The sequence below is a fragment of the Kyrpidia sp. genome (genome assembly GCF_023512215.1).
GTDB classification, from domain to species: Bacteria; Bacillota; Bacilli; order Kyrpidiales; family Kyrpidiaceae; genus Kyrpidia; species Kyrpidia spormannii.
The window spans coordinates 1-21698 of sequence record NZ_JAILZZ010000017.1; the positions used below are offsets into that span (position 1 = coordinate 1).

The following is a 21698-nucleotide window of genomic DNA, read 5'->3' on the forward strand; positions in this document are numbered from 1 at the left end:
GCCCGTATTATTGAATCACTTTTACCGCGGGCTCAGAACAATTTCTTCGAGCGATCTGGGCGCAATCCGACGGTCAAGGCCGGAACCGCACCGGCACCATCATCAAACTGCTCATGGGTGACGACAACATATCCACGCGTCCTCGCGAACGCAACCAGCCAACCATCCGCACCGCCCGCAAAATCCGCTTTGGCCACATCCGAAAATTGACTCCGGCTGTGCACTCACTCCATAATTGAACGATAGCACTCGATGACGGAATGCTCTGCGGTGGAGACAAACCACTCGTGAAACTCATTCTTTGCCCATTTGGCCAGGTCATCATGGCCCTTCTTGAGTTCCTCACTTACCCGATCAATACTCAACACGCGCCCTTGGATTGCATGTTCAATCAACCCTCTCCAAAATGCAGGAGCGAGATCAAAGGCATAGTATCTTCTGGCCGCCTCGATAAACACATTTGCGTCAAGTACATATGTAATGACATCCACCATAACTACTCCCCAGTATCAAAACGTTGGGCGTAACGTTCGAAGGATGTCCCGTATAACCCGGTTAGACGATACGCCTCATCATATAGAGTCCTACCCTCCTTCACGGAGCGGACAACAGCCTCCGCGAAGCGCCGGCTGATTCGAAGATGCTGGGTTAGATAGAAATTCCCACCGGCATGATCCTGATCTTGACTGTCCCGTTCGCGGCTCACATAACCCCTGTAAAATTCCAGGAAGTCTTCACGACTAATCAGCGCCAAATCAAAGGCCCTTCGTGCGGCAACCAACTCACTGACCTTAAAATGGCGGGCAATCATTTGATAGGGTCTCGCCTCGTGTTTCATTTGGTCCCAAACCGACCGCAACTCCTCCGCAGGGACAAGGAACTCGGCGGCAGCGCAATCGCATTTTTGCTCCAGTTCGTCGTTCGCCGGCTGGAGTTCCCGCAGATCAAAGGCAGCGCTCTCACCGAACCAGATGTGTGCCAATTCGTGCGCCAGGGTAAACATCTGAGCCCCCTTAGCATCGGCACCATTCACAAAAACGAGGGGTGCGTATTCGTCAACCAGCACAAACCCCCGAAATTCCTTAACATCCAGTTTGCGGCGTGTGTTGTTTCCCACGATACTGTTCACCACGACAAGGATACCGACATCCTCCATCTTCCTTTGCAACGCCCGCAGGGCTATCTCCCAAGTCGATTGCTTTTTTGCCCACCCTGCGTCAATGCCCAACGTCTTCCTCATCGCCCGAGCAATATCGCCGGGGTCAGTCGCCGCACTTGCCGATCCAACAAAAGATAGCGGTTCCTGCCCTCGCTCCACGAGGTAGTCACGCATCCATGCCTGGCGTCTCTCCATCATGCGAACCGTTTCCAAAAGTCCAGGACTCGGTCGGGTCACATGTTTACCGTCCAGAGTGCGAAACAGGTGCATAGGCAACCGTTCCTCAGGGGGCTCAGAAAGAAACAGATATCCAAGTGGGACGGAAGTCGCAACCGCGAAATTTTCGAGTTGCCGCAATGTTGGCTGGCTTTCCCCGCTCAGCCATTCGGGAAGTTTGGGAAACTTTTGTTGGAGCTCGATCGGGTCTGCCGTCCGGCCAATCGCCCATCGAAGCACGCGTTGGCTTACAGCCACCGTCGTCATCGGCCGACCTCCTTTCTCTGGGGTCAGTAGAGAGCCGAATAAGAAACGGATTTGAGCCGGATCTTCACCAACCGTCCACCTCGGCCAGAAGCTTCAATATCTCAGTCACAAGCGCCTTTACCCCGAGTGGAGGTGCTTCCTCGTGCTCGATCAAGCGGCGATGCAGGTTAGGGAAGGTGAACCCTTGTGCGGATTGCCTCCCCCGATAAAGAAGAAACTCTGCGGCACCCGGGTCTGAAAGGCAGAACAATTTTCCTCGCACTCGTCTCCTATGGCATTATGACATTGGTTACTGACGAGTTCCATGATGACAATATCATGCAGCAAGGAACCCGACGTTGTTTGACAATCAAATGCTTGAAATATAGAATAAATTTGCAGACACTAAGGCATCAGCTTTTGGCAGGCTGTTCTAAGGGGGTCGATTGCGCGGCACTCCAGCTATCGCCGAACTCCGTTCAATCATTGGCACCGTGCTGCAGGGTCCCGATGATATTGTCACAAACGAGTTCCAAGAAAGCATATCACTTTGACGGAGGAGCTGACCAAGTGGGACCTACCCGAGGATAGCAACACCCACAGCCGTCTGTCAAGGCGGGAAAACGTCGGCTCATCGGGAGGGCGATGATCAGCTACCCCTGGTGGAGCGTCGAATCGGCGGCCAAAAAAGGGGGCCGACCGTCCCGTGCGCTGATCGTGCACGGGGCAACGGCTGGAGTGAAACGACGTTGATCGGCAGCCCCGTTGTACGTTCGGCTTCAATGTGTTGCATAAACGAGCCGTATCGAGTAAGATAATAAGTGGGAGAGGCCCTGTTCACTCCGAACGGCTAAGTACCACTTAGCCCATTGAGGTAGGAGGAATGGGGCCTCACGATTTTTTCTTGCCGTATTCTGGAACTATCTCGTATTGCTTTGGGGTAAAGAGCCAATGACGGTATGGATGATTCCATTTGTCGGCCGTGGTCCCGCCGGTCGAAATTCCAATGTTAAAGCCAGGATAAATGCGACGTATTCTTGTATTTATGTGTTTATACAATGTATGCTTCGCTATCGTCCGCTTTCCTCTTCGGTAAGTTCCAGGAAGCTTTTCCTTATGGAGATCATTCAGTCTAAAGTACATGGCCCCCAGTATCACATCCATACACTGCAGAATAACATGCTGCTCAGATTTCACTTCGGTAATGTCCTCGGGTCTTATGATCAAATGAGCCCCTGAGAATTCCTCGCTCTCTCAAGGAAAGCAGTGTTTTCTCCGTTTTTCTCACTCAATCGCATGATTTGGCATTTGATCATTCCGTACTCAGACTGCACAATCGTTCATGAGAACGGTTTTGGCTCTTTGAGGGTGCACCAAAGTAGACGGTACCTGACTGTCTCCTAAATTATGGTACGCACCTCGGATCTCCACCAAAAACTTTCGTGGTTTACCCTCTCATGTCTCACTGGGTCGATGCCCTCAGCAGTCCCTCGTACGGCCTATCGAAAGGGTGGAGGCCAGTTAAGCTCGTATACGGGGTCGTTGCCCGAATGGAGGAAAGATCTACCGGCTTCTCCGTGCTGTACATTTGTCAAGCGCGAATCATGCAATGGTGCCTCTTGCTATCACATTGATCTGAATGGACATACTCGATTGCCAAGGTGAGCCTGTCAAGGCCGTTTTCCGCCTTGACAGGCGGTTTCGACCGCCCACACTGGTCTTCGTGGAGGAATCCACAAGTGTGGATTCCTCCCTCATTCGAGATGGGTGAGTCGTGGCGGTGCCTACGTCTTACCCAGCGACTGGATCCATGAGCTGCCGATAGGCTGGGCCCAGAGCGCGAATCGGATCATAATCTACTTGCCGAGTTCCAATGGTAAACAGGATGCGGATCAGTTTCCCACAAAGGGCGATGAGCGACTGCTTCGGTTTCAGTGCGTTGTCCACACGGGTCTTGAAGTGGTGGTGCAACAATTTGAACTCTGGGTTGATCGCAACCAAGTGAAACACGGCCCGGTACAACAGAGCTCGCAGTTTGGCCCTTCCACGCTTGCTGATACGCGTTTGCCCTTTGTGCTTGCCGGAACTGTTTTCCTTCAAGTTCAATCCTGCCAACTTGCGGATTTGGTGCCAGCTTGTGAAAACCTCAGCCAAGAAGCCCGCCACTGTGGATAAGCCCAGACCTGGGATCCGGAGCATGTGCGCAGCACCGGTTTGTCTCATGTGTGAGGATGCGCCCTCTTGACTATCCAGACCAGCGCCCTTATCTTTACTTTGTCAAAAACATTCTGTTCTGATGGAAGGACGCGTGGGGGGCTATGAGATTATATCGACTTGCTGTCTTGGTGTGCGCGTTGGCGATTTCTGGCTTTTTCCAAGTTCAGACCAAAAGTCGGCTATCTATCGACCGGACTCCTCAGGAAATCACTCATCATCACCGGAGTCTGCGGCTGACCAAAAGTCGGCTATCTATCGGCCGGACGGTGTCTACCTCAATCTGTGGAAACAGAGCCGAATCGCAAGCGCATCGAATATCGCGATGGACGATAACGGTATCCCTATGGTCCGTGTCGGAGACACCACCATCCGCAATCCAGTGACAATTGCGCAGTACGGACTCCAAGAGTACAGCTACTACCTTGTGGAACGGACGGACGAGAGTCTGCGAAATGCGATTCGCTCCGCCAATTGGCTGGTGGAGAACCAAGACATGCAAACTGGAAAATGGTACTATGGCTTCGATTTCGCCGTCGCCGGGATGGACGTCACTCTCAAGGCACCTTGGTCATCCGCTATGGCCCAAGGACAAGCCATGTCTCTTCTTACGCGTGTATACCGCGTCACAAAAGACAGGCGATACCTAGACGCCGCACTGAGGGCCATGCACCCCCTGCATGAGTCGGTCTCCGATGGCGGGCTCACTGCGGACTTCTTCGGACACCCGTTTTATGAGGAGTACCCGACCTCGCCACCATCGTATACGCTCAATGGATTCATGTTCACATTGATCGGCCTCTACGACCTCCCTGCCGTTGCCCCCGCATCGGGTGCCAGCAAACTGTTTGAGGATGGGATCAATACCCTTACGTTTGCTCTGCCTTTTTACGACATGGGAAACACAAGCGCTTACCACCTCGGTCATTTGTCTCGGCCGCCGCGAAAGATCCACTCATCGCCGGACTACCATTTGGAGCACATTACGTTGCTACGAGCTCTCAGTTCGATAACAGGCGACCCGATCATCACATTCTACCGCGATCTCTGGAGTTCGTATGTGGAAAACCGCTAGATCCCCGTCATGCATCGCATTTCCAACCACTTTCCAGGCGTTCCAGCTTGCACGCACACCCAATGTGCTCCCGGTTTTCCATGCCCACGGGATCCTCAACCTGCGATAATTTCTCTGGATTTGGTGTGCGATAAGCAAAGAGATTAACAACCTCCAGAGAACCAAAGCCCCATTTCTTAGCAAACCCGATGCATCGTTTAACGGAGTTGTCGTCTTGATCATCATCCGCGGTACTGGGATTCAGCATAATAAACACAACACGCGGTTTACTTGCATCCCATTCGCGAGTAAGCGAATATCGGTATGGTCCAACGATCGTTGCGTCTTTGTACATCGCAGATTCCCCTTTGCACGATGCTTATTGCGGTTTCCTCCGTGCGGCCAACAATTCCCGGCAAGTTTTCATCTTAACTGCTCATGCACTGGCTCGATTTGTAACCCTTCAGCCCTGCGGTTCACCTCTTTGCCCGTCACCGCGCCGCTTCTTTCCGCACATCCTCCTGTCGGACACCGGCCGACCGGTCCCTGCCGCTCCGGCGGCATAGGGGTCTAAGGCGCCTGTTGCCTTGAGTAAAAGTTCTGTGCTATTCCGTACAAAACATGAGCCGCATATCTGGGATAAAACTGATCGTCTTTGGTAAAATCCTTGGGATAAAGTCTCGAACGCGGAAAACCATATTTCTCTTTCAAAATCTCTAAACACAAGTTTGCCCTTTCTGAGGCACCGTACTTCATATAAAATGCTTGTGCCATACCGACGCCCCAAAGTCTCGCTGGCCTGTTTTTCAATGTTCCCCAGGCTTCATTATACAAAACGTCCTGGGGGTAATCATAAATCATTCTATTTTTCCAAAAGCGATTTAACGATTCAATGGCCTGGCTTGTTGCCCAAGGGAGTTGAACCCGGCCCCCACTAGAACGGTATAATTCCATTCCCCAAAGAATATAAGCGTGATGAACTAAATCATTGGGGGTGTCCTTATTCTGATACTTGGGAAACGCTGTATAAGTCCAGAATGGTGCTCCCGAACGCCATTGCGTCACTGATACTATTCCTCTGGCCGCTTTATCAACTCGATCTTGAATAAGCCGTAACTCTGAATCCGAAAATATCTGCTTGTGTTCCGACATTATGCGTGCAAGGACCCCCAAAAACATGGCTGACACATTTGGACAAAAGTAACCATCAGAAGGACTGATACTGTACCAGAAAAATCCACGATCACCCGTTTCGGTCCAGACTTTTTGACACCAATATAGACCAACATCTCTTATAGTTTTTTGAATTTCCTCTGTTTCCTCTTTGTTCCATAAAGACGAGATAGATAATGCGTCCGTTAAACCCTGAAGTACAATTGCTGTTGTAATCGTATACGGATGATTTTCAGGATTAACTGTTCCATCAGCAAAAGCATCCCATGCTTGTGGTAAACCCCAACCAGGGTAACTATCATGATTCAAGTCCGCATTATCTAATAGCCACCGTACCGCCATTTTAATCCGAAACTTACTTTCCTCATTTGGATCTGCTAAATAACGTAAACTTTCTGCAGAAAGAATAAGACCGTAGGTCATAGGTTGATCCCTCATCCCAGACTCCGGAAAAGATGGTTCTAGACCCAACCCTTGATTCTCCGTCGAGAATTGCCCGAGCAATAGATTATAATCAGTTAACCAATTAGACTCTCTATGAACAGTGTTACAACCAGTAGTTATGATTAGTGAAATTATGCATAATGCTAAGAGCACATTTTTCGCCATATCTTCATCCCCTCTTTATACAACTTATCTGTTCGCAATTTAGTGGATCCGTAGCAGGTGATTGAAAAACAGATGCAATCGTGTCATTCTCTTTTCATCCATAAGTGCCGGAAATCCTCTAAATAGATGTCCTCAGCCTGTGCATCTTTTTCCTGACATTTTACGCAAAATAACTTTGGTGAGGAATTTTTTCTTCCATACTGGCATAGGCATTACTTCGCCGAAATTTATTTATATATCCAACACATTATGTGGGTTCTCAAAAAAGGAAACAGGTTAAAGACATGATATAAATTCGGGTTCACCCTGGTCACTTTTCGGCTGATGGGGGGGGCCAACGTCAACCGCCACACCTTGAACTGAGCGCGTGGAAATAACTTCCGCACGCGATGATATGGTATTCCTTTTACGTCAGGATTTTTCGGATTGTTGAAAGTAAAATCATACCAAAGGATCCCCCCGCCCGGCTTCACCCATGACCACATCCGATCGGCCAGACGCTCTTGAAAACAAGGGTCAAGTATAGATGTGAACACCGTGAATTGAAGGACTACGTCGAAGGTCGATTTCCCAAAATCAAACGTAGAAGCATCTCCGACGAGAATGCGAGTCGTAGGGGGCAGTATGGTCCGTGCATAAGCCGCGCGTTCCTCCAAAAGGTCGATCCCCATTAAATTCTCAGGCCGAAAGCCAAGCCGAATGAGAGTCAACAAATTTGCCCCGCTCCCACAACCGACCTCCAGGACGCGACGCTCAGACACAGGCAACAGACGTGCCTCATGTATCCACCGGATCAAAGCCCGTTCCCTTTCCTGAACAGCCAAGTATACAGAAGGATCCAAAGGATGGTACAACGAATGATCGATCTGCTCCCGACGTTCATACCTTTGACGAATACGCAAAACTTCATCACTGTCGTTCACCTGTATTCATCCTCCACTCATGACGAGCGTGTCAATTAACCATGTATCACTGTAAGAAGTGTACGGATCACAACGCCGATATCTCGAAGAACCGTGGCACGATCCGCGTATTCGAGATTGATTCGGATTTTGTCCGGAAGAATGTTGGTGATGTACACACGTTCAGGGTCCGAGGACGCACTCAAGAGCTCCGCTTCATTTCGATACTTGAGAGATGCTGGATCTGTAATGCCGGGGACTAAGTCAAGAACACGGCGCTGCTCGGGGCTGTAGAGATCAACGTACTTTGCGATTTCAGGCCGAGGACCAACCAAACTCATCTCGCCCAGCAACACATTAACCAATTGAGGCAGTTCATCCAATTTATATTTCCGCAAAACTGTTCCCACCCGGGTCACCCGCGGATCTTGTCCCACCGTCAAAGATGGGCCCATTCGGTCTGCATTCAGGACCATGGTGCGAAATTTGAAGATACGAAAAGGACGCCCGCGGTAGCCAATTCTTTCCTGAAGGTAGAAAATTGGCCCTCGGTTCTCTAATCTAATCAGCACTGCAACCACCAAAAAAACAGGAGACAATAGGACAAGGCCAAGAACCGCACAAAAAAAATCAAAACAACGCTTTTTCCAAGTCATCCCGGATCACCGTCGGTAACGATCGACCACATCCAGCACCGCCTCCACCACATCCGCTACATCTTGATCCGTCATCCGGGGATATAGAGGCAAACTCACCATGCGTTTGTAGTTTTCATAAGCAACTGGATAGTCCTCAGGCTTGTAATGATACTTATCCCGATAATATGGATGAAGGTGTACGGGAATGAAATGCACGGATGTACCAATGTTTCGAGCTTTAAGTTCGTCAATAAAACGATCCCGGTCGATACGCAGTCTGTCCAGGTGAAGACGTAGTACATATAGATGCCACGCGTGTTCTACGTCTGGACGTTCCACCGGGACCTCCAATGCTTCTTCTGCAGAAAAGGCGGCATGGTATGCCTTTACAATCTGTCGACGTCGACTCTGAAACTCATGCAATCGGCGCAACTGCCACAACCCCAGAGCCGCCTGAATATCCGTCATGTTATATTTAAAGCCGGGAGTGAGTACTTCATAATACCAGCCCCCACCCTTGTCATAACGTCTCCAGGCATCTCGGCTCATCCCGTGAAGGCTTATGACTCGCGCCTTTTCTAAGTAATGCGGATTTCCGACAAGCATTCCCCCTTCTCCAGTAGTCATGTTTTTCGTCGCATAAAAGCTGAAGGATACAAGATCGGTACCCGAACCAATGAATCTTCCTTTGTATTTTGCAGGAAGAGCGTGGGCTGCGTCTTGAACAAGATGGATCCCGAGAGGCTTCACTGCCGCGTATAATTCGTCAAGATTCACAGGGTGACCTGCGTAATGAACGGCCAAGACAGCCCTTGATCGTGGCCCGAGTACGCCATCAACTTTTTCAGGATCTATGTTCAGCGTGTCCTCTTCAACGTCAACGAAGACCGGCCGGGCTCCAACATGTTCGATAACGTTCACAGTGGCCGCAAAGGTCATGGGGGTTGTGATAACCTCGTCACCAGGGCCGATTCCTAGAGACATAAGTGCTAAATGCAATCCGGCAGTACATGAGTTAACTGCTAAAGCAGCAGGAGAGCCGACAAACGAAGCAAATTCGGTCTCAAACAGTTTTGTCTTGGGACCTGTAGTTAGCCAATCAGAACGCAAAGTATCGACTACTTCATGGATTTCATCCTCACCAATCGTAGGTGCAGAAAAGGGAAGATAGGAATTGCGTGGCATAATCGCCCTTCCTTCCGCGAGATACTGAGTTCAAAATCTCAAACAGCTTTAAAAACCGGCCCGAGCTTGGCTTTGCGCAGCTTGCCGCAGAGATGTACGATCCGCCAGTTGTTCAAGCCAACGCCCAACCAATACGGACCAACTGTAATGTTCACATACAAAGCGCCGACCGTTTTCTCCAAGGCGCTCAACCACGTCATGATGTTGAATCAAATACTTTATGGCATGAGCCAGCGCTTCATCGTCTTCCGGCGGGGTCACCATCCCGGCTTCGGCTTCTTGGATAAGCAGCGCACCCTCTCCCGCCCCGCTGTAGAGGACGGGCTTTCCACAGGCCATTGCGGAGAAGATTTTTGCCGGCCGAGCCCCTTCAAGCAAAGGAGAGGAGCGAAGAGTAGAAAGTGCCGCGGTTGCAGTGCCATAGAGCTGAGCAACTTGTTCGGGAGAACAGGGATCCAAAAACGTGACATTCGACAACCGCATTTCTTCTCTAAGGCGGACCAACCTCGCCTTATCTGATCCATCCCCGACGAACACGAACTGAACCGATTCCTGTTCTAGCTTTTTGGCGGCTCGCAACGCTGTATCTAATCCCTGAGCAAATCCATGGTTGCCAGCATAAAGAATCATATTTTTTGTCGCATCTAGGCCAAGCTTTTTCATCCATTCCCGGTCAGGTGGACGAGGAGAAAAGAGATCTGTATCGACTCCATTTGGCAGGAAAAGAAGATTCTCGCGGGGAACACCTTTCTTATCGACGAGAATCTTCAAAATCCCCTCTGTTACAGCCGTCACAAACGTCGCCTTCTGATACGTCCATCTTTCGAGACTTTCAGCAAAGCGAAGAACAGGCCCTTCCTTCCAAAGACCAAGCTGCTTCACCGAATCCGGCCAAAGGTCTGCCACATTGAAAATGATAGGAACACGCTTCCAAAGGCTATAAAGATAGGCCGGAATGGTCAAGAACAGTGGAGGAGAATTGACGAAGAGATAATCGGGTGTTTTGCATCTTGCGAGCCCCATCAGCGATAATAAAGCAAACGAGCCATAATTCAACATGCGCTTAATCCCCGCCCCCTGAGCCGGATAGAGCCAAACCCGGTGGACCGCCGAATCGAGATACGCCTCTCGCATATACAATCTCCCACTGTATCCAGGAAAAAAACGACCGCGAGGATAGTTGGGCAAAGCGGTTACCACTTCAACTTCGTGTCCGTGACGGTGCAGTTCTTTTACCAAAGCGCTCAACCGCATCTGAGGCCCTCCGACCTCGGGCCAAAAATACTGAGTGAGAACGAGAAAACGCATTCTTGGTTCACCGTCCTACAAAGGTAGAAACCAGACACTAACCGGTTTTGTCCGCTAGAGAATACCATAATAATCCCTTATTACAGATACCACTTTATGAGCCGCCTGTCCATCACCATAGGGTTGGGCATCCATTCCGCTGATCCCAAGGGCACGTTGAACTTCCGTTTCGATCAGAGAAGGATCGTCTGGTGGAACAATACGGTTCCAACCCAGTTCCACAAGTTCGGGCCATTCTGTTTCCGTTCGAAGGGTCACACAGGGGACCCGATGAAAAAAAGCTTCCTTTTGAACCCCTCCAGAGTCGGTCACGATAGCCAACGCATGCTTCTCTAACATAACCATGTCCAAATAACCAACAGGTGGGATAATCTTTACGTGTTTTTCGATAAATTCAAAGAAATTCCATTGAATGAGCGCCTTTCGAGTGCGGGGGTGAAGAGGCCATATGACAGGAATCGTCTTCGCTATACGTGCCAATCCCCGGCAGATACTGCCCAATTTCTCCCTATCATCAGTATTCTCCGCCCGGTGAACCGTAATCAGAGCGAATTCCTTTGGACGAACTCTTGTTTCCTGAAGGATGGTGCTCATCGTTTCCGCTTGACTTCCGAAATAGAGCGCCGCATCGTACATGACGTCGCCTGTGAAAAAAATGTTTTTTTCCATCACACCTTCTTTTTTCAAATTCTCCACCGCATTGATTGTTGGAGCAAATAAAAGCTCGGACATGTGATCTGTCAGAACCCGGTTTATTTCTTCAGGCATCCTTCGATTAAAAGAACGCAGCCCGGCTTCCACATGAGCCACAGGAATGTTTAACTTGGCAGCAGCCAAACTACCAGCTAGTGTCGAATTCGTATCCCCGTATACCAACACTAAGTCAGGCTTCTCCTCAACAAGCACGGTTTCAACGCCCTTAAGCATCAAGGCAGTTTGTACCCCGTGAGAATGAGAACCCACGTTCAAATAATAACGAGGACTTGGTAATCTCAGTTGCTCAAAGAACAATGTAGACATGTTGCGGTCATAGTGCTGGCCAGTTTCAACAAGCAACTCTGTCACCCAGTTTTCCTGAGACAGCGCGAGGGAAACCACAGAAGCCTTTACAAATTGCGGTCTGGTACCAATAACCGTAACGATTTTCAGCATCGAGTTCCCTCCATGTTAAAAGACAGTACGATAGATGATTGTCAGGATTGACCTTTTTCCAGGTGCTGATTAATCCACGATTCTGAGATGACGTTCAAAAACACGGAGCCATGATTCTAATGCTAAGACATTGAATACATCCCGAAAATTTATTGAACCACGCCCAACCGGCTGAGAGCAATAAGCGGCAAATAATGATCGTGCAGAATGTGGATTTACCAAGCCGGATCGGTAGACAAACAGGTCATCATCGGCCAACAGTTCATTGGTATAGTCCCTTAATTCATGTTTAAACCACTCGCTTTGTGGATTAACGAATCCCTGCTTGTCTTTACGCCACGCCACCTCCTTCGGAAGAAAGGGCTCCATAGCCTTTCGAAAGATCCACTTCGTCCACCCCCCATGAAGCTTCATATCCGTAGATAGAGGTAGAAGCAGATCTACCAATCGATAGTCGAGAAAAGGCAGCCGGATTTCACGACTGTGCGCCATCGACATCCTGTCTTCATAATGAACAAGAGCGGGAAGAGAATACTGATATAGATCCCGAATCTGTCTTTCTGTAACATCGCCTTCACCTAGTCCTACATCCAGTTCGAAAGAAAGACCTTTCAGTCGTTCACCAACAATATTAGTGGTTCTCCTGACAAGCCAGCGAGGTAAATAACGTTTAGCTTCTCCAAGGTTAAACTGAACCACAATGGATCGATTCCGTGAAAAGTCCATTAGAACCTTGGCGGCCATGACAAATTTGCCACGCCGTAAGAGGTGCTGAACGTAGAAACCAAGATACTTTTTATATCCACATAGCAGTTCATCAGCCCCTTGGCCGCTTAAGATGACGGTAATTCCAAGATCTTTTGCCTGCTTCATCAGCAAATAGTGAGCTACATTGGAAAGGCTGCCAACCGGCTCATCATTGTACCACACCACCTCTTGTAACATCGGCCATAGGTTATGTGGATTGATGTTGAGTTCTACTTTTGTCAATGGTTGCTTCAAATGAGAAGCAACCATTTGCATATAGGGTTCTTCATTGAAGCGTGGATCACGACTCACTGATGAAAAAAGACACGATCGGTCTCCTAATTGGTTCGCCATGGCAGCAATTGTCGACGAGTCAAGGCCACCAGAGAGCAAAACGCCGACAGGCACATCACTTCGTAAACGTATCCGAACCGAATCGATAAAGATGTCGCGAATTTCCTCGATGATAGACTCCTGGTTACCCCCTACCATAGGTGCCAAAGAAGGTTGCCAGTATTGATAAATCTCGATATCCTTCCGTTGATCAAAATCTCGCAGATCGCTCGTCATATTATGGGCTGCGGGTAACGCTACAATGCCTTCAAAGAGGGTTTCTGGTTGGCCATCAAGAAGTGATTGAAAAAGATAGCGGAACACAGCCGGAAGATGAAGTGAGAACCTGTGCGGACGGGTTCCCATCAGGATCGCTTTGATCTCAGAGGCAAACAGGAATCGATGATTTTCCCGATCCCAAAACCAATACAGTGGTTTTTCTCCGAAACGATCCCGTGATAGCAAAAATTTTCCTTCTGACCGATCCAACCAACCCAGAGCCCACATTCCATTAAATTTCTGTAATGCTTTTTCTTTCCATTTGATTGAAGCTTGCAGTACCACTTCGGTATCCGTCCGGGTCTTGAACACGTGCCCATATGCCTCAAGCTCGGCTCGGAGTTCCTTGTAATTGTACAATCCTCCATTAAATACGAGTACATACTTTCCACACGAAGAAACCATAGGTTGACGTCCAGCGGCAGATAGATCTAAGATCGCTAACCTGCGATGTGCCAGTCCTATCCGAACCGAACTCGTTGAGCCCACCCAGACCCCGTGGTCGTCCGGCCCACGGTGGTTCTGGAAAACGTCCATTCGTTCGAGTATGGACTCAAGTTTCTCGTTCCGTCCGCCTATTGCCTCGATCACACCCGCGATACCACACATGGGCGAACCCACTCCCCACACTCACACCGGTTTCCATACGAACCAGAGTCCTTCAGATATTGCTCGCAACACATGACAACCATATATGTTAGCCACTCAATAATCTGTGATACATTTCCAGTAGCTTTTCAGACTCCCTTTCCCAGTTATAGATTTCCATAACTGCCCTCCTCCCGTTTCTCCCCATCTGTTCAGCCTGATCAGGATGGTTCAACATCCAAGTTATAGCCTCTGCAATCGCTTCGGGATCGTCAGGATCCACGGTGAGGCCGCATTGAACCGTTTGCACAAAATCGACCCATCGTGGGAAATTAGACACTACGACCGGGAGACCTGCGCTGAGGTACTCGTACAGCTTTGTTGCCTGTGAATTTAAATAGTTCGCTTTCGCCTTAAGTACAGCCAGCCCTAATCTACTACTAGCCAAAACATTGCGCACTCCTTCTCTCGATTGCCATCCAACATAGTCGACCCAACGCCAACCTTGGAGCAATTCAAGTGAGTGCTGCAACTGTGGAGGGTCAAACCTGCCCGCTAATATCAAACGAGCATCGTGGTCCCTTACATATTCCATAGCCAGCACCATTTCCTTTGCTCCTCGAGGTATAGAAATACCGCCGATATACGCCACTCGTAGGGGACGAGCCGCATACTTCGTGTCATCTTCGACAACGAGTTCACTGATCGGAGGAAAATTTTGCACCAGTACCGTCTTTCTATTTGAGAATCCGTTTTTAATGGTTGGCGTCGCAACCACAATCGCATCAAACACGTAAGTGCAGAATTTGTGCAGCACGTACATCAAGAATGCCAGAGGTTTTCTGATGAAAGGTGGAATCCATTCCTTGTCCAATATATCCGCCGGGACATCTTCGTGAACATCATAAACAATCCGTCTCCCCCGTAACTTCAGCAGTATACCGACGGGGATCAGTTCCGGGTCGTGGAAATGGTAGACACATCCACGTTCCTCGGTAGCCCGTCGATAGACATGCCAGACCGTCTGAAACATCCTTTGGAAACGATTCCGAGGCCTGGTCACGCCGCGGATGGTAATTCCGTCGGCCACCTCATCCTTTTCGTGGGGGGCAATCAACACTACCTCATGGCCGGTCGCTTTCAGCGACTTGCATTCCCGGTGAAAAATTCGGGTGTCGAACGGACGGTGAACCGATGTCATGTGTACGATCTTTTTGGTCGTGTTGAGTGTTGCAGACTCCATGTAATCTCCTCTCGATCGCTAAACCTTAAACCTACTTGATGTTTCAAAGGATCGGGCATGAACAACAGCCATAGGAGCAGAAGAGCAAAACCTTTGGTGGACATAAATGTTTGTAAAGATGCGTTTGACAATAGAAACGAGGGCAATGCTAAACATAGAACGCCCAACACAGCTGGCTTGTTCCGCATAATGCTGTCATATATCCACATTATAAACCCAAGTACCAGTGATACTAGTATAACCCCAACAAATCCTGCGTTCGCAAAACCATCCGCCCATAGATTTGCATTTGCGCTCGTCGCCGGGTTGTGAAAATATATCTGGCCGATCAGAAAAGGAGGTTCTCGATCATACGGATAAACTATGAGATACCTTAAAAAAGAATAGCTCCAATAAGCCCATTGATGAGTTGAAAAAAAATCGTAGTAATCTGCCGTAAGTAATCCAGGCATGAGGATAACCCTTACAACAGCAAAGGCAGTCACATATGGACGCTTGAAAAGCAACACATCCATAAGGACTGAAACTACAATCATGCCAATCAGCCCCCACATAATCAAAGCTCCAAACCTAGCTCTCCATCTTTTCAACGATGCAGAGATAATTAGCATGAACGGAACGGAGAACAGGACCGCCTTATTTGCAGCAATCGAATAGTGGAGAATCTGTCCTGCAACCCCTAAAAACACATAGAACAGTTTCCAATATGCAAGTCCATACGCCAAAAGGAGTACATTGAAAACACTTCCGTACCAATTAAAGACATAGGCAAGAATCGGAGGATGAGTAGCAAAAACTTCCCGGGCTTGCAGACGTAGGCGGTACACGTCGTTCAACGACACAACCTTCATTTGACCTGCGAAGGAGGTTACGAGATAAAGTAAGATCACCACGTACATAAGAAAAAACAACGACCAATAGGCGGTTCTCTGGATACGAAACCTAGGGATGCTGTATAAAGGTAAGAATCTCGAAGCGCAAACAGATAGAAAAAATGCGACCCAGATTGTTACTGCAAAGGCAAATGTGTGCCACAAAGGACGGGTTGACACGTAGAACAGGATAAGGATAGACGGCGCAACGACCCACAGATAGAGAAACCAGTAAACCACAGTGGAAGGCCGTGAAATGCCGATCGGCAGTACCAGAACCGGCAAAATAGCTAGAACAAATGCAACAACGACTATCATGGTCTGCGGATTGTTGTATATAAAACCTTTATAGGCGTAGCGTGGACTTACGTAGTAAACATAACACAGATGAATAACGCATACGTAAAGGAAAGCCCCAACAAACGTTAGTAAACGGGTGAGTCGCACTTAACATCTCTCCTAGCTAAACTCATGATAAATTCCATCCTTGAATTGCCTACGAATATCGTGTAATAACCTTCGGCTCAAGATAAAAAGCGATACATAACAAGCAGACATGCTCACGCTGACCCCTAAGACTGCTTGGGTGTCTGTGAGATGAAAGCGGCTTGCCAAAAAAGTCCAAAGCACTATGACCAACACCCGAACAGTATCCCAAAGGCTCTGCCAGCTTTCACGTCCTCCGACAATGAGCGTTTGAGAAAGCGGGGCGACGACCAATTGAGTAACGAACATAGGCATCAAATACAAAACATAGCAAATTGCGGGTTCCCATTCTTGCGAAAAAACCAGAGGAAACATAACCGGTAACACGCTTATATACAATATCACTCCAAGTACAGACACCGCAAAAAGGCCCAACATAAACCTGTTGTAGACTTTCAAGACATCTTCCGTCTTGTTTCTCAGGGCCGAGGTAAACTCATGCAAATATACTTGTGAGACTGCTTGCCCGATCAATGCAGAAGGAATAGAGGTAATTCTTAGAGCAAGCCCGAACCAGCCGGAGACCTGCGGACCATAGAGCCCACCGAGTAAAATCAGTGGCAGTTCCATACCTGCGGTATTTAGCAGCCCAGACCAACTCAGATAAACCGGGAACTTACGGTATCGATAGGCAGTAAGGGATAGGAGTCTCAGCCTTAGATGACCAATTGCATCGAAGGAAAGAACACGTCGTCCAAGCCGTACACTTCCCACACTCTTGCCCATAATGAAGCCCAAGATTAAGCCGCTTGGCCCTGCACTGACCAAACCTGATACAATCTGAAAAACAGTCTGAGCGATGGATTGTCTGGAGCGGGTTGCTGCTATGTCCTCGAAAAGACCGTATCTGATGGCTCCGTATGTCAGTATCTGATATACGCCTCCCGATACAGTTCCCAGGGCAATCAAGAAGATATACGGCCGAATTTGCGCAAACTGCCCACCAAACAGGGAGAAATGCTCATTGGACAAGATCGCCAGGATTATTACCTGAACAATGGACACCGGTACAAGCAACAGTAAAGCTATATAGCTCAGATACATTGCTTCTCGATCGCTTTTCGCCACGGGTATGGCCAGTTCATATCGTAAAGAACTGACCGCCAAAGATATACTCAAAACAGAACTACATATGGCGTAGATACCAAACTCTTTCGGTCCATACAGTCGCGATAAAAGCGGGATGGCCAGCAGGATGATCCCCTGTGCGAACGCCGCGCTTCTCACTAAAATCCAGCCTTGGTAAAAAATCTTTCCTAGTCTGATCTTGCGCAGTGGATTCATGTTCTGAACAGGCCCTATATCAATGCACGCAAAGTCTCTGTAATGTTATCCACAACGTCTATCCTTAAAAACTGCGATAACGGCAAGGATACCACTTCCCTAGAAACCTTGTCGACATGGGGAAGAACCGATATATGATCCGAACCACCCGTCCGATAGACCTTCGATAAATGGAGAGGAACCGGATAATACACAGCGGTTTGGATCCCCGATTCGGCCAGTTTGGCACGAACTGTTTCCCGGTCCACACCCGATATGCGGATCGTGTACTGGTGATACACGTGCTTGGCATAGGGGCATTCAATAGGCAATACAATATTCGATACATCGGACAAATTATTGTTATATCTCCTGGCAATCTCACGTCGCATCTCATTCCATCGATCCACGTACGGAAGTTTAACTCGCAAGCTAGCCGCCTGTATTTCGTCGAGCCTAGAGTTGTATCCAATAACTTCATTATAATATTTTCTCTTGGCACCGTGAACCCGAAGCATCCGTGCCGTCTCGGCAAGTTCGTCATCGTTGGTTGCAATTAACCCGCCGTCCCCATAAGCTCCAAGATTCTTTGACGGGAAAAACGAAAAGCAGCCAGCATCGCCCAGGCTGCCAAGTTTTCTTCCCTTATACTCTCCACCGAAAGCCTGGGCCACATCTTCAACCACCCGCAATTTATACACCTTCGCAATTTCTAGGATGGGATCCATGTCTGCCGCATGTCCGTAAAGATGTACTGGAATAATCGCCTTGGTCTTGGGAGTAATTGCTGGCTCGATTTGATTCGGATCCAGGTTGAAAGTTTCGGGATCGATGTCGACAAATACGGGATGACCCCCTGCATGACTAATGGCCTCAGCAGTGGCAAAAAAGGTAAATGGAGTTGTAATGACCTCATCTCCGGGCCCGACCCCCGCCGCTCTTAAAGCGATCGTCAGGGCATCCGTGCCCGAGTTGACCCCTATGGCGTGTTTCACTCCGAGATAAGCGGCCACTTCTTCTTCAAAAGCCTTTACATTGGGCCCCATAATGAATTGGCCGGATTTCAAGACTCCTTCAATGGCTTTCATCAAATCGTCCCATAGGAACTCAATTTCGGACTTTAAATCGAGCATAGGAATCTGTTCCATCTTTCTTCTCCCCTTTGCTATTTCACACACTGTACCCTCGCGTCTTCCTTAACGTATCGACGGCCGCACGCCCCGCACTCCGCCCCTTGTCCCTCAAATGCTAACGATCGCCCACACTCGCAGACCCAACCCCGGAATTGGGCTGGTACACCGACAACAAGCGCATAAGGGGGTACATCTTTCGTCACCACTGCTCCAGCGGCCACAAATGCCCATTCTCCGAGGGTCACGCCGCACACAATGGTGGCGTTGGCCCCGATCGTGGCTCCCCGTTTTACCAAGGTTTTCGCATAATGCTCAAACGAATTGCGCGGAAAAGCCGATCGCGGATTTCTTACGTTGGTAAACACGGCGCTCGGACCGCAGAATACATCGTCTTCCAGGATTACACCTTCATAGACAGATACGTTATTTTGAATCTTGACATTGTTGCCTATTCGCACATTGTCCGCGATGAACACATTTTGTCCAAGATTGCATCGCTCTCCAATTACGGCACCGGACATCACGTGGGAATAATGCCAGATCTTTGTTCCTTTCCCCACCACTGCCCCCGGGTCGACAGAGGCCGTTTCGTGAATAAATACCTCTTGCTCGTTCATCATCGTTGTATTCCTTTCCTCAATATGTCAGAAGCATGTTCAAGCACGCGAATCACTTCTAGCCCATGCCGTCCATTCGAGACCGGCTCCCTTCGCTTTTGGATACATTCCAAGAAATGACGACATTCCAGCTCCAAGGGCTGGACATCGCAAGAAAAGAGAACGGATGACCCACCATCCTCCGCAGAAAGATCCTTGGTAACCGTTTTTTGATGAAACACCACTTGTTGCTTGGATTCCTCGTAGACCAACATCCCGGATGATCCGATCAGGACCAGCCTACGCTCCTTTTCCGGCCACAACCACGACGTGTGGAGATGAGCATGCACACCGTCTGGAAATTGCATATGGAGAAAAACGTCATCCTCAATGCTGGACTGAAGAATCCTTTGTCCCCAACTACTGATTTGGTTCGGTATATTACCCGCTAAATACAATAGTACTGCAATATCATGGACACCGAAACTCCACAGGACATTCTCCACCGACCTAACACGCCCAAATTTCGCCCTTGTTTGGTGGATACTCTGGAGTCTTCCTAGCTGTCCATCGTTTAGAAAATCTTTGATCCATTGTATGGCTGGATGGTACAGAAGAAGATGGCCGACCATCAGAATACGGTCATGTGCTTCAGCAAGAAGACACATGCTTTCTGCTTCCGCAGAAGACAACGCCATGGGCTTTTCCACAAACACGTCTTTCCGGGCCAACAGAGCATCCCGGACTACATCCGCATGAGTAGGCGCCGGAGTCGCCAATACAACAGCTGGAATGTCGTCTTCCAGAACCTGCTTGTAATCCTCATACACTGCAACATCGGGGTATTTGTCTTTCACTTCAGTCCGTAATTGGGGATTCAATTCGACTACCGCAGCCAGAGCATTTAAGGCATAGAATGTCTGAACAAGGTTACGGCCCCACATTCCCGCTCCGATCACGGCAACCTTGGTCATAATAAAGTAATCTTCTCCCTTCCCGCCGATACCGCCTTCGTTGCATTCCGTGTGTCCAAAACACAGTTCGCATTTTTTACTACCCAGTCATAGTCAATCACTGAATGGTCCGTCACAATCAAAACCAAATCCACCCCACCAACCAGATCTTCTGTCATTGCCTGCGATGTCATGGAACGCCCCTGCAGCTCCAACGAAGGTACGAACGGATCATGATAAAGAACGCTTGCTCCGTCGCGTTCCAACAAATCGATAATATCCAGTGCGGGTGATTCCCGAACGTCCCCGATGTCTCGTTTATATGCCACACCGAGTACAAGTACAGACGCCTGAGAAGGAGACATACCCATCCTATTCAAAACACGCAGTACCTTTTCCCTTACATATTCGGGCATACGTCGATTGACCTCACCCGCCAATGCAATGAAGTGCGTATTAAAGTTTAGTTCTTTCGCCTTCCACTCCAAGTAGTGCGGGTCTACTGGAATGCAGTGGCCACCAACCCCTGGCCCCGGATAAAAAGGCATAATCCCAAAAGGTTTGGTAAACGCCGCGTCCAACACTTCCCAAACGTTCAAACCCATCCGGTCGCACAGCAAAGCCATCTCATTGACAAGCGCAATATTGACCGCTCGGAAGGTATTCTCGAAGACTTTCACCAATTCGGCGGCCTTCGCGCTGGAGACACTCACAACCTGTTGAACCGTTTGCCGGTAAAAAATCTCAGCGACGGCCAAGGAATTCGGCCCGATCGCCCCGACCACTTTATTGGTATTCTTCGTGGTATACCGGCGATTCCCCGGATCTACTCGTTCCGGCGAGTGCGCTAAAAAGAATTCTTCCTCCCGCCGCAAACCAGAGGTCTCTAAGATCGGTAACATGACTTCCTCAGTTGTACCCGGATAGGTCGTCGACTCCAAACTGATGAGCTGCCCCGGGCGTAACCTCCGCGCAATTTCTCGGGTGACACTCTCCACGTAACTCAGGTCAGGTGTACGATTTTTTGTCAACGGCGTCGGAACGCAAATCACAATGGCATCCAGATCAGGAACGATGGAATAGTTAGAGAAACACCGAATTCTCCCCTGTTGAACAAGTCTCTCAAGTTCCTCGCTAGGAACGTCCGGAATATAGCTCTCTCCGCGGTTAATACTTTCCATCCGCAGAGGATTCTCTTCAATGCCAATAACAGGGAATCCTACCTTCGCCTTTTCAACGGCAAACGGCAATCCCACATACCCCATTCCAATAACTCCAACCACGGCTTTTCTATCGACAATCTTCTCGATGAGATCCTGCTTATAAGCAATTTGCGAGTATGCCACCAG

The 21698-nt window shown here is 49.0% G+C and carries 17 protein-coding genes and 2 pseudogenes; 1 reads left to right on the plus strand and 18 read right to left on the minus strand.

The window, feature by feature from the left end:
• Positions 1-32: 32 nt before the first annotated feature.
• The 3 genes and pseudogenes from K6T64_RS08125 to K6T64_RS08135 form a co-directional block, all read right to left on the minus strand.
• A pseudogene (locus K6T64_RS08125) lies at positions 33-494 on the minus strand (DUF4411 family protein).
• Between the two features lie 2 nt (positions 495-496).
• On the minus strand, positions 497-1642 hold the full coding sequence (locus K6T64_RS08130; protein WP_288009500.1) for an ImmA/IrrE family metallo-endopeptidase: 1146 nt from the start codon (positions 1640-1642) through the stop codon (positions 497-499).
• A 1770-nt stretch (positions 1643-3412) separates the two neighbouring features.
• Positions 3413-3832, minus strand: a pseudogene (locus K6T64_RS08135) (transposase); the annotation flags it as partial.
• A gap of 349 nt (positions 3833-4181) precedes the next feature.
• On the opposite strand from K6T64_RS08135, the gene K6T64_RS08140 reads away from it, so the two are divergent.
• On the plus strand, positions 4182-4910 hold the full coding sequence (locus K6T64_RS08140; RefSeq protein ID WP_288009503.1) for a D-glucuronyl C5-epimerase family protein: 729 nt from the start codon (positions 4182-4184) through the stop codon (positions 4908-4910).
• A gap of 7 nt (positions 4911-4917) precedes the next feature.
• Here K6T64_RS08140 and K6T64_RS08145 read toward each other — a convergent pair whose 3' ends face one another.
• The 15 genes from K6T64_RS08145 to K6T64_RS08210 form a co-directional block, all read right to left on the minus strand.
• Positions 4918-5244, minus strand: coding sequence for a DUF1643 domain-containing protein (locus K6T64_RS08145; RefSeq protein WP_288009505.1), 327 nt, complete (start codon positions 5242-5244; stop codon positions 4918-4920).
• A gap of 215 nt (positions 5245-5459) precedes the next feature.
• A complete protein-coding gene (locus K6T64_RS08150) occupies positions 5460-6485 on the minus strand; it encodes a hypothetical protein (RefSeq protein WP_288009506.1) in 1026 nt (341 codons plus the stop codon).
• A gap of 413 nt (positions 6486-6898) precedes the next feature.
• Positions 6899-7594, minus strand: coding sequence for a class I SAM-dependent methyltransferase (locus K6T64_RS16845; RefSeq protein ID WP_353737800.1), 696 nt, complete (start codon positions 7592-7594; stop codon positions 6899-6901).
• A 35-nt stretch (positions 7595-7629) separates the two neighbouring features.
• Positions 7630-8229 (minus strand): sugar transferase, encoded by a 600-nt coding sequence (locus K6T64_RS08155; protein WP_288009508.1) that lies wholly within the window; start codon positions 8227-8229, stop codon positions 7630-7632.
• 6 nt (positions 8230-8235) lie between these two features.
• Positions 8236-9396 carry a DegT/DnrJ/EryC1/StrS family aminotransferase gene (locus K6T64_RS08160; protein WP_288009511.1) on the minus strand — a complete coding sequence of 387 codons (1161 nt, stop codon included), beginning with the start codon at positions 9394-9396 and terminating at the stop codon, positions 8236-8238.
• Between the two features lie 48 nt (positions 9397-9444).
• Positions 9445-10704 carry a glycosyltransferase family 4 protein gene (locus K6T64_RS08165; protein ID WP_288009513.1) on the minus strand — a complete coding sequence of 420 codons (1260 nt, stop codon included), beginning with the start codon at positions 10702-10704 and terminating at the stop codon, positions 9445-9447.
• Between the two features lie 54 nt (positions 10705-10758).
• On the minus strand, positions 10759-11856 hold the full coding sequence (wecB, locus tag K6T64_RS08170; protein ID WP_353737801.1) for a non-hydrolyzing UDP-N-acetylglucosamine 2-epimerase: 1098 nt from the start codon (positions 11854-11856) through the stop codon (positions 10759-10761).
• 69 nt (positions 11857-11925) lie between these two features.
• The gene (gene asnB, locus K6T64_RS08175; RefSeq protein WP_288009576.1) at positions 11926-13824 is read right to left on the minus strand and encodes an asparagine synthase (glutamine-hydrolyzing); all 1899 of its coding nucleotides are present in this window, start codon (positions 13822-13824) and stop codon (positions 11926-11928) included.
• A gap of 88 nt (positions 13825-13912) precedes the next feature.
• Positions 13913-15046 carry a glycosyltransferase family 4 protein gene (locus tag K6T64_RS08180; RefSeq protein ID WP_288009515.1) on the minus strand — a complete coding sequence of 378 codons (1134 nt, stop codon included), beginning with the start codon at positions 15044-15046 and terminating at the stop codon, positions 13913-13915.
• Positions 15001-15882 (minus strand): hypothetical protein, encoded by an 882-nt coding sequence (locus tag K6T64_RS08185; RefSeq protein ID WP_288009517.1) that lies wholly within the window; start codon positions 15880-15882, stop codon positions 15001-15003. The genes K6T64_RS08180 and K6T64_RS08185 overlap by 46 nt, the downstream gene beginning before the upstream one ends.
• A gap of 495 nt (positions 15883-16377) precedes the next feature.
• Entirely contained in the window at positions 16378-17688 is a 1311-nt protein-coding gene (locus K6T64_RS08190) for a lipopolysaccharide biosynthesis protein (protein WP_288009520.1), read from the minus strand.
• A 14-nt stretch (positions 17689-17702) separates the two neighbouring features.
• Entirely contained in the window at positions 17703-18815 is a 1113-nt protein-coding gene (locus tag K6T64_RS08195) for a DegT/DnrJ/EryC1/StrS family aminotransferase (RefSeq protein WP_288009522.1), read from the minus strand.
• 17 nt (positions 18816-18832) lie between these two features.
• On the minus strand, positions 18833-19417 hold the full coding sequence (locus K6T64_RS08200; protein ID WP_288009524.1) for an acyltransferase: 585 nt from the start codon (positions 19415-19417) through the stop codon (positions 18833-18835).
• Positions 19417-20370, minus strand: a complete 954-nt coding sequence (locus K6T64_RS08205; RefSeq protein WP_288009526.1) for a Gfo/Idh/MocA family protein — start codon at positions 20368-20370, stop codon at positions 19417-19419. The genes K6T64_RS08200 and K6T64_RS08205 overlap by 1 nt, the downstream gene beginning before the upstream one ends.
• On the minus strand, positions 20367-21680 hold the full coding sequence (locus tag K6T64_RS08210) for a nucleotide sugar dehydrogenase (RefSeq protein ID WP_288009577.1): 1314 nt from the start codon (positions 21678-21680) through the stop codon (positions 20367-20369). The genes K6T64_RS08205 and K6T64_RS08210 overlap by 4 nt, the downstream gene beginning before the upstream one ends.
• Positions 21681-21698: the final 18 nt, after the last annotated feature.

Bases quoted from the DNA above. Each gene is read 5' to 3' on its own strand.
- K6T64_RS08130 (WP_288009500.1), bottom strand. From the start codon at position 1,642: ATGACGACGGTGGCTGTAAGCCAACGCGTGCTTCGATGGGCGATTGGC.
- K6T64_RS08140 (WP_288009503.1), top strand. From the start codon at position 4,182: ATGGTCCGTGTCGGAGACACCACCATCCGCAATCCAGTGACAATTGCG.
- K6T64_RS08145 (WP_288009505.1), bottom strand. From the start codon at position 5,244: ATGTACAAAGACGCAACGATCGTTGGACCATACCGATATTCGCTTACT.
- K6T64_RS08150 (WP_288009506.1), bottom strand. From the start codon at position 6,485: ATGACCTACGGTCTTATTCTTTCTGCAGAAAGTTTACGTTATTTAGCA.
- K6T64_RS08155 (WP_288009508.1), bottom strand. From the start codon at position 8,229: ATGACTTGGAAAAAGCGTTGTTTTGATTTTTTTTGTGCGGTTCTTGGC.
- K6T64_RS08160 (WP_288009511.1), bottom strand. From the start codon at position 9,396: ATGCCACGCAATTCCTATCTTCCCTTTTCTGCACCTACGATTGGTGAG.
- K6T64_RS08165 (WP_288009513.1), bottom strand. From the start codon at position 10,704: ATGCGTTTTCTCGTTCTCACTCAGTATTTTTGGCCCGAGGTCGGAGGG.
- wecB (WP_353737801.1), bottom strand. From the start codon at position 11,856: ATGCTGAAAATCGTTACGGTTATTGGTACCAGACCGCAATTTGTAAAG.
- asnB (WP_288009576.1), bottom strand. From the start codon at position 13,824: ATGTGTGGTATCGCGGGTGTGATCGAGGCAATAGGCGGACGGAACGAG.
- K6T64_RS08180 (WP_288009515.1), bottom strand. From the start codon at position 15,046: ATGGAGTCTGCAACACTCAACACGACCAAAAAGATCGTACACATGACA.
- K6T64_RS08190 (WP_288009520.1), bottom strand. From the start codon at position 17,688: ATGAATCCACTGCGCAAGATCAGACTAGGAAAGATTTTTTACCAAGGC.
- K6T64_RS08195 (WP_288009522.1), bottom strand. From the start codon at position 18,815: ATGGAACAGATTCCTATGCTCGATTTAAAGTCCGAAATTGAGTTCCTA.
- K6T64_RS08200 (WP_288009524.1), bottom strand. From the start codon at position 19,417: ATGAACGAGCAAGAGGTATTTATTCACGAAACGGCCTCTGTCGACCCG.
- K6T64_RS08205 (WP_288009526.1), bottom strand. From the start codon at position 20,370: ATGACCAAGGTTGCCGTGATCGGAGCGGGAATGTGGGGCCGTAACCTT.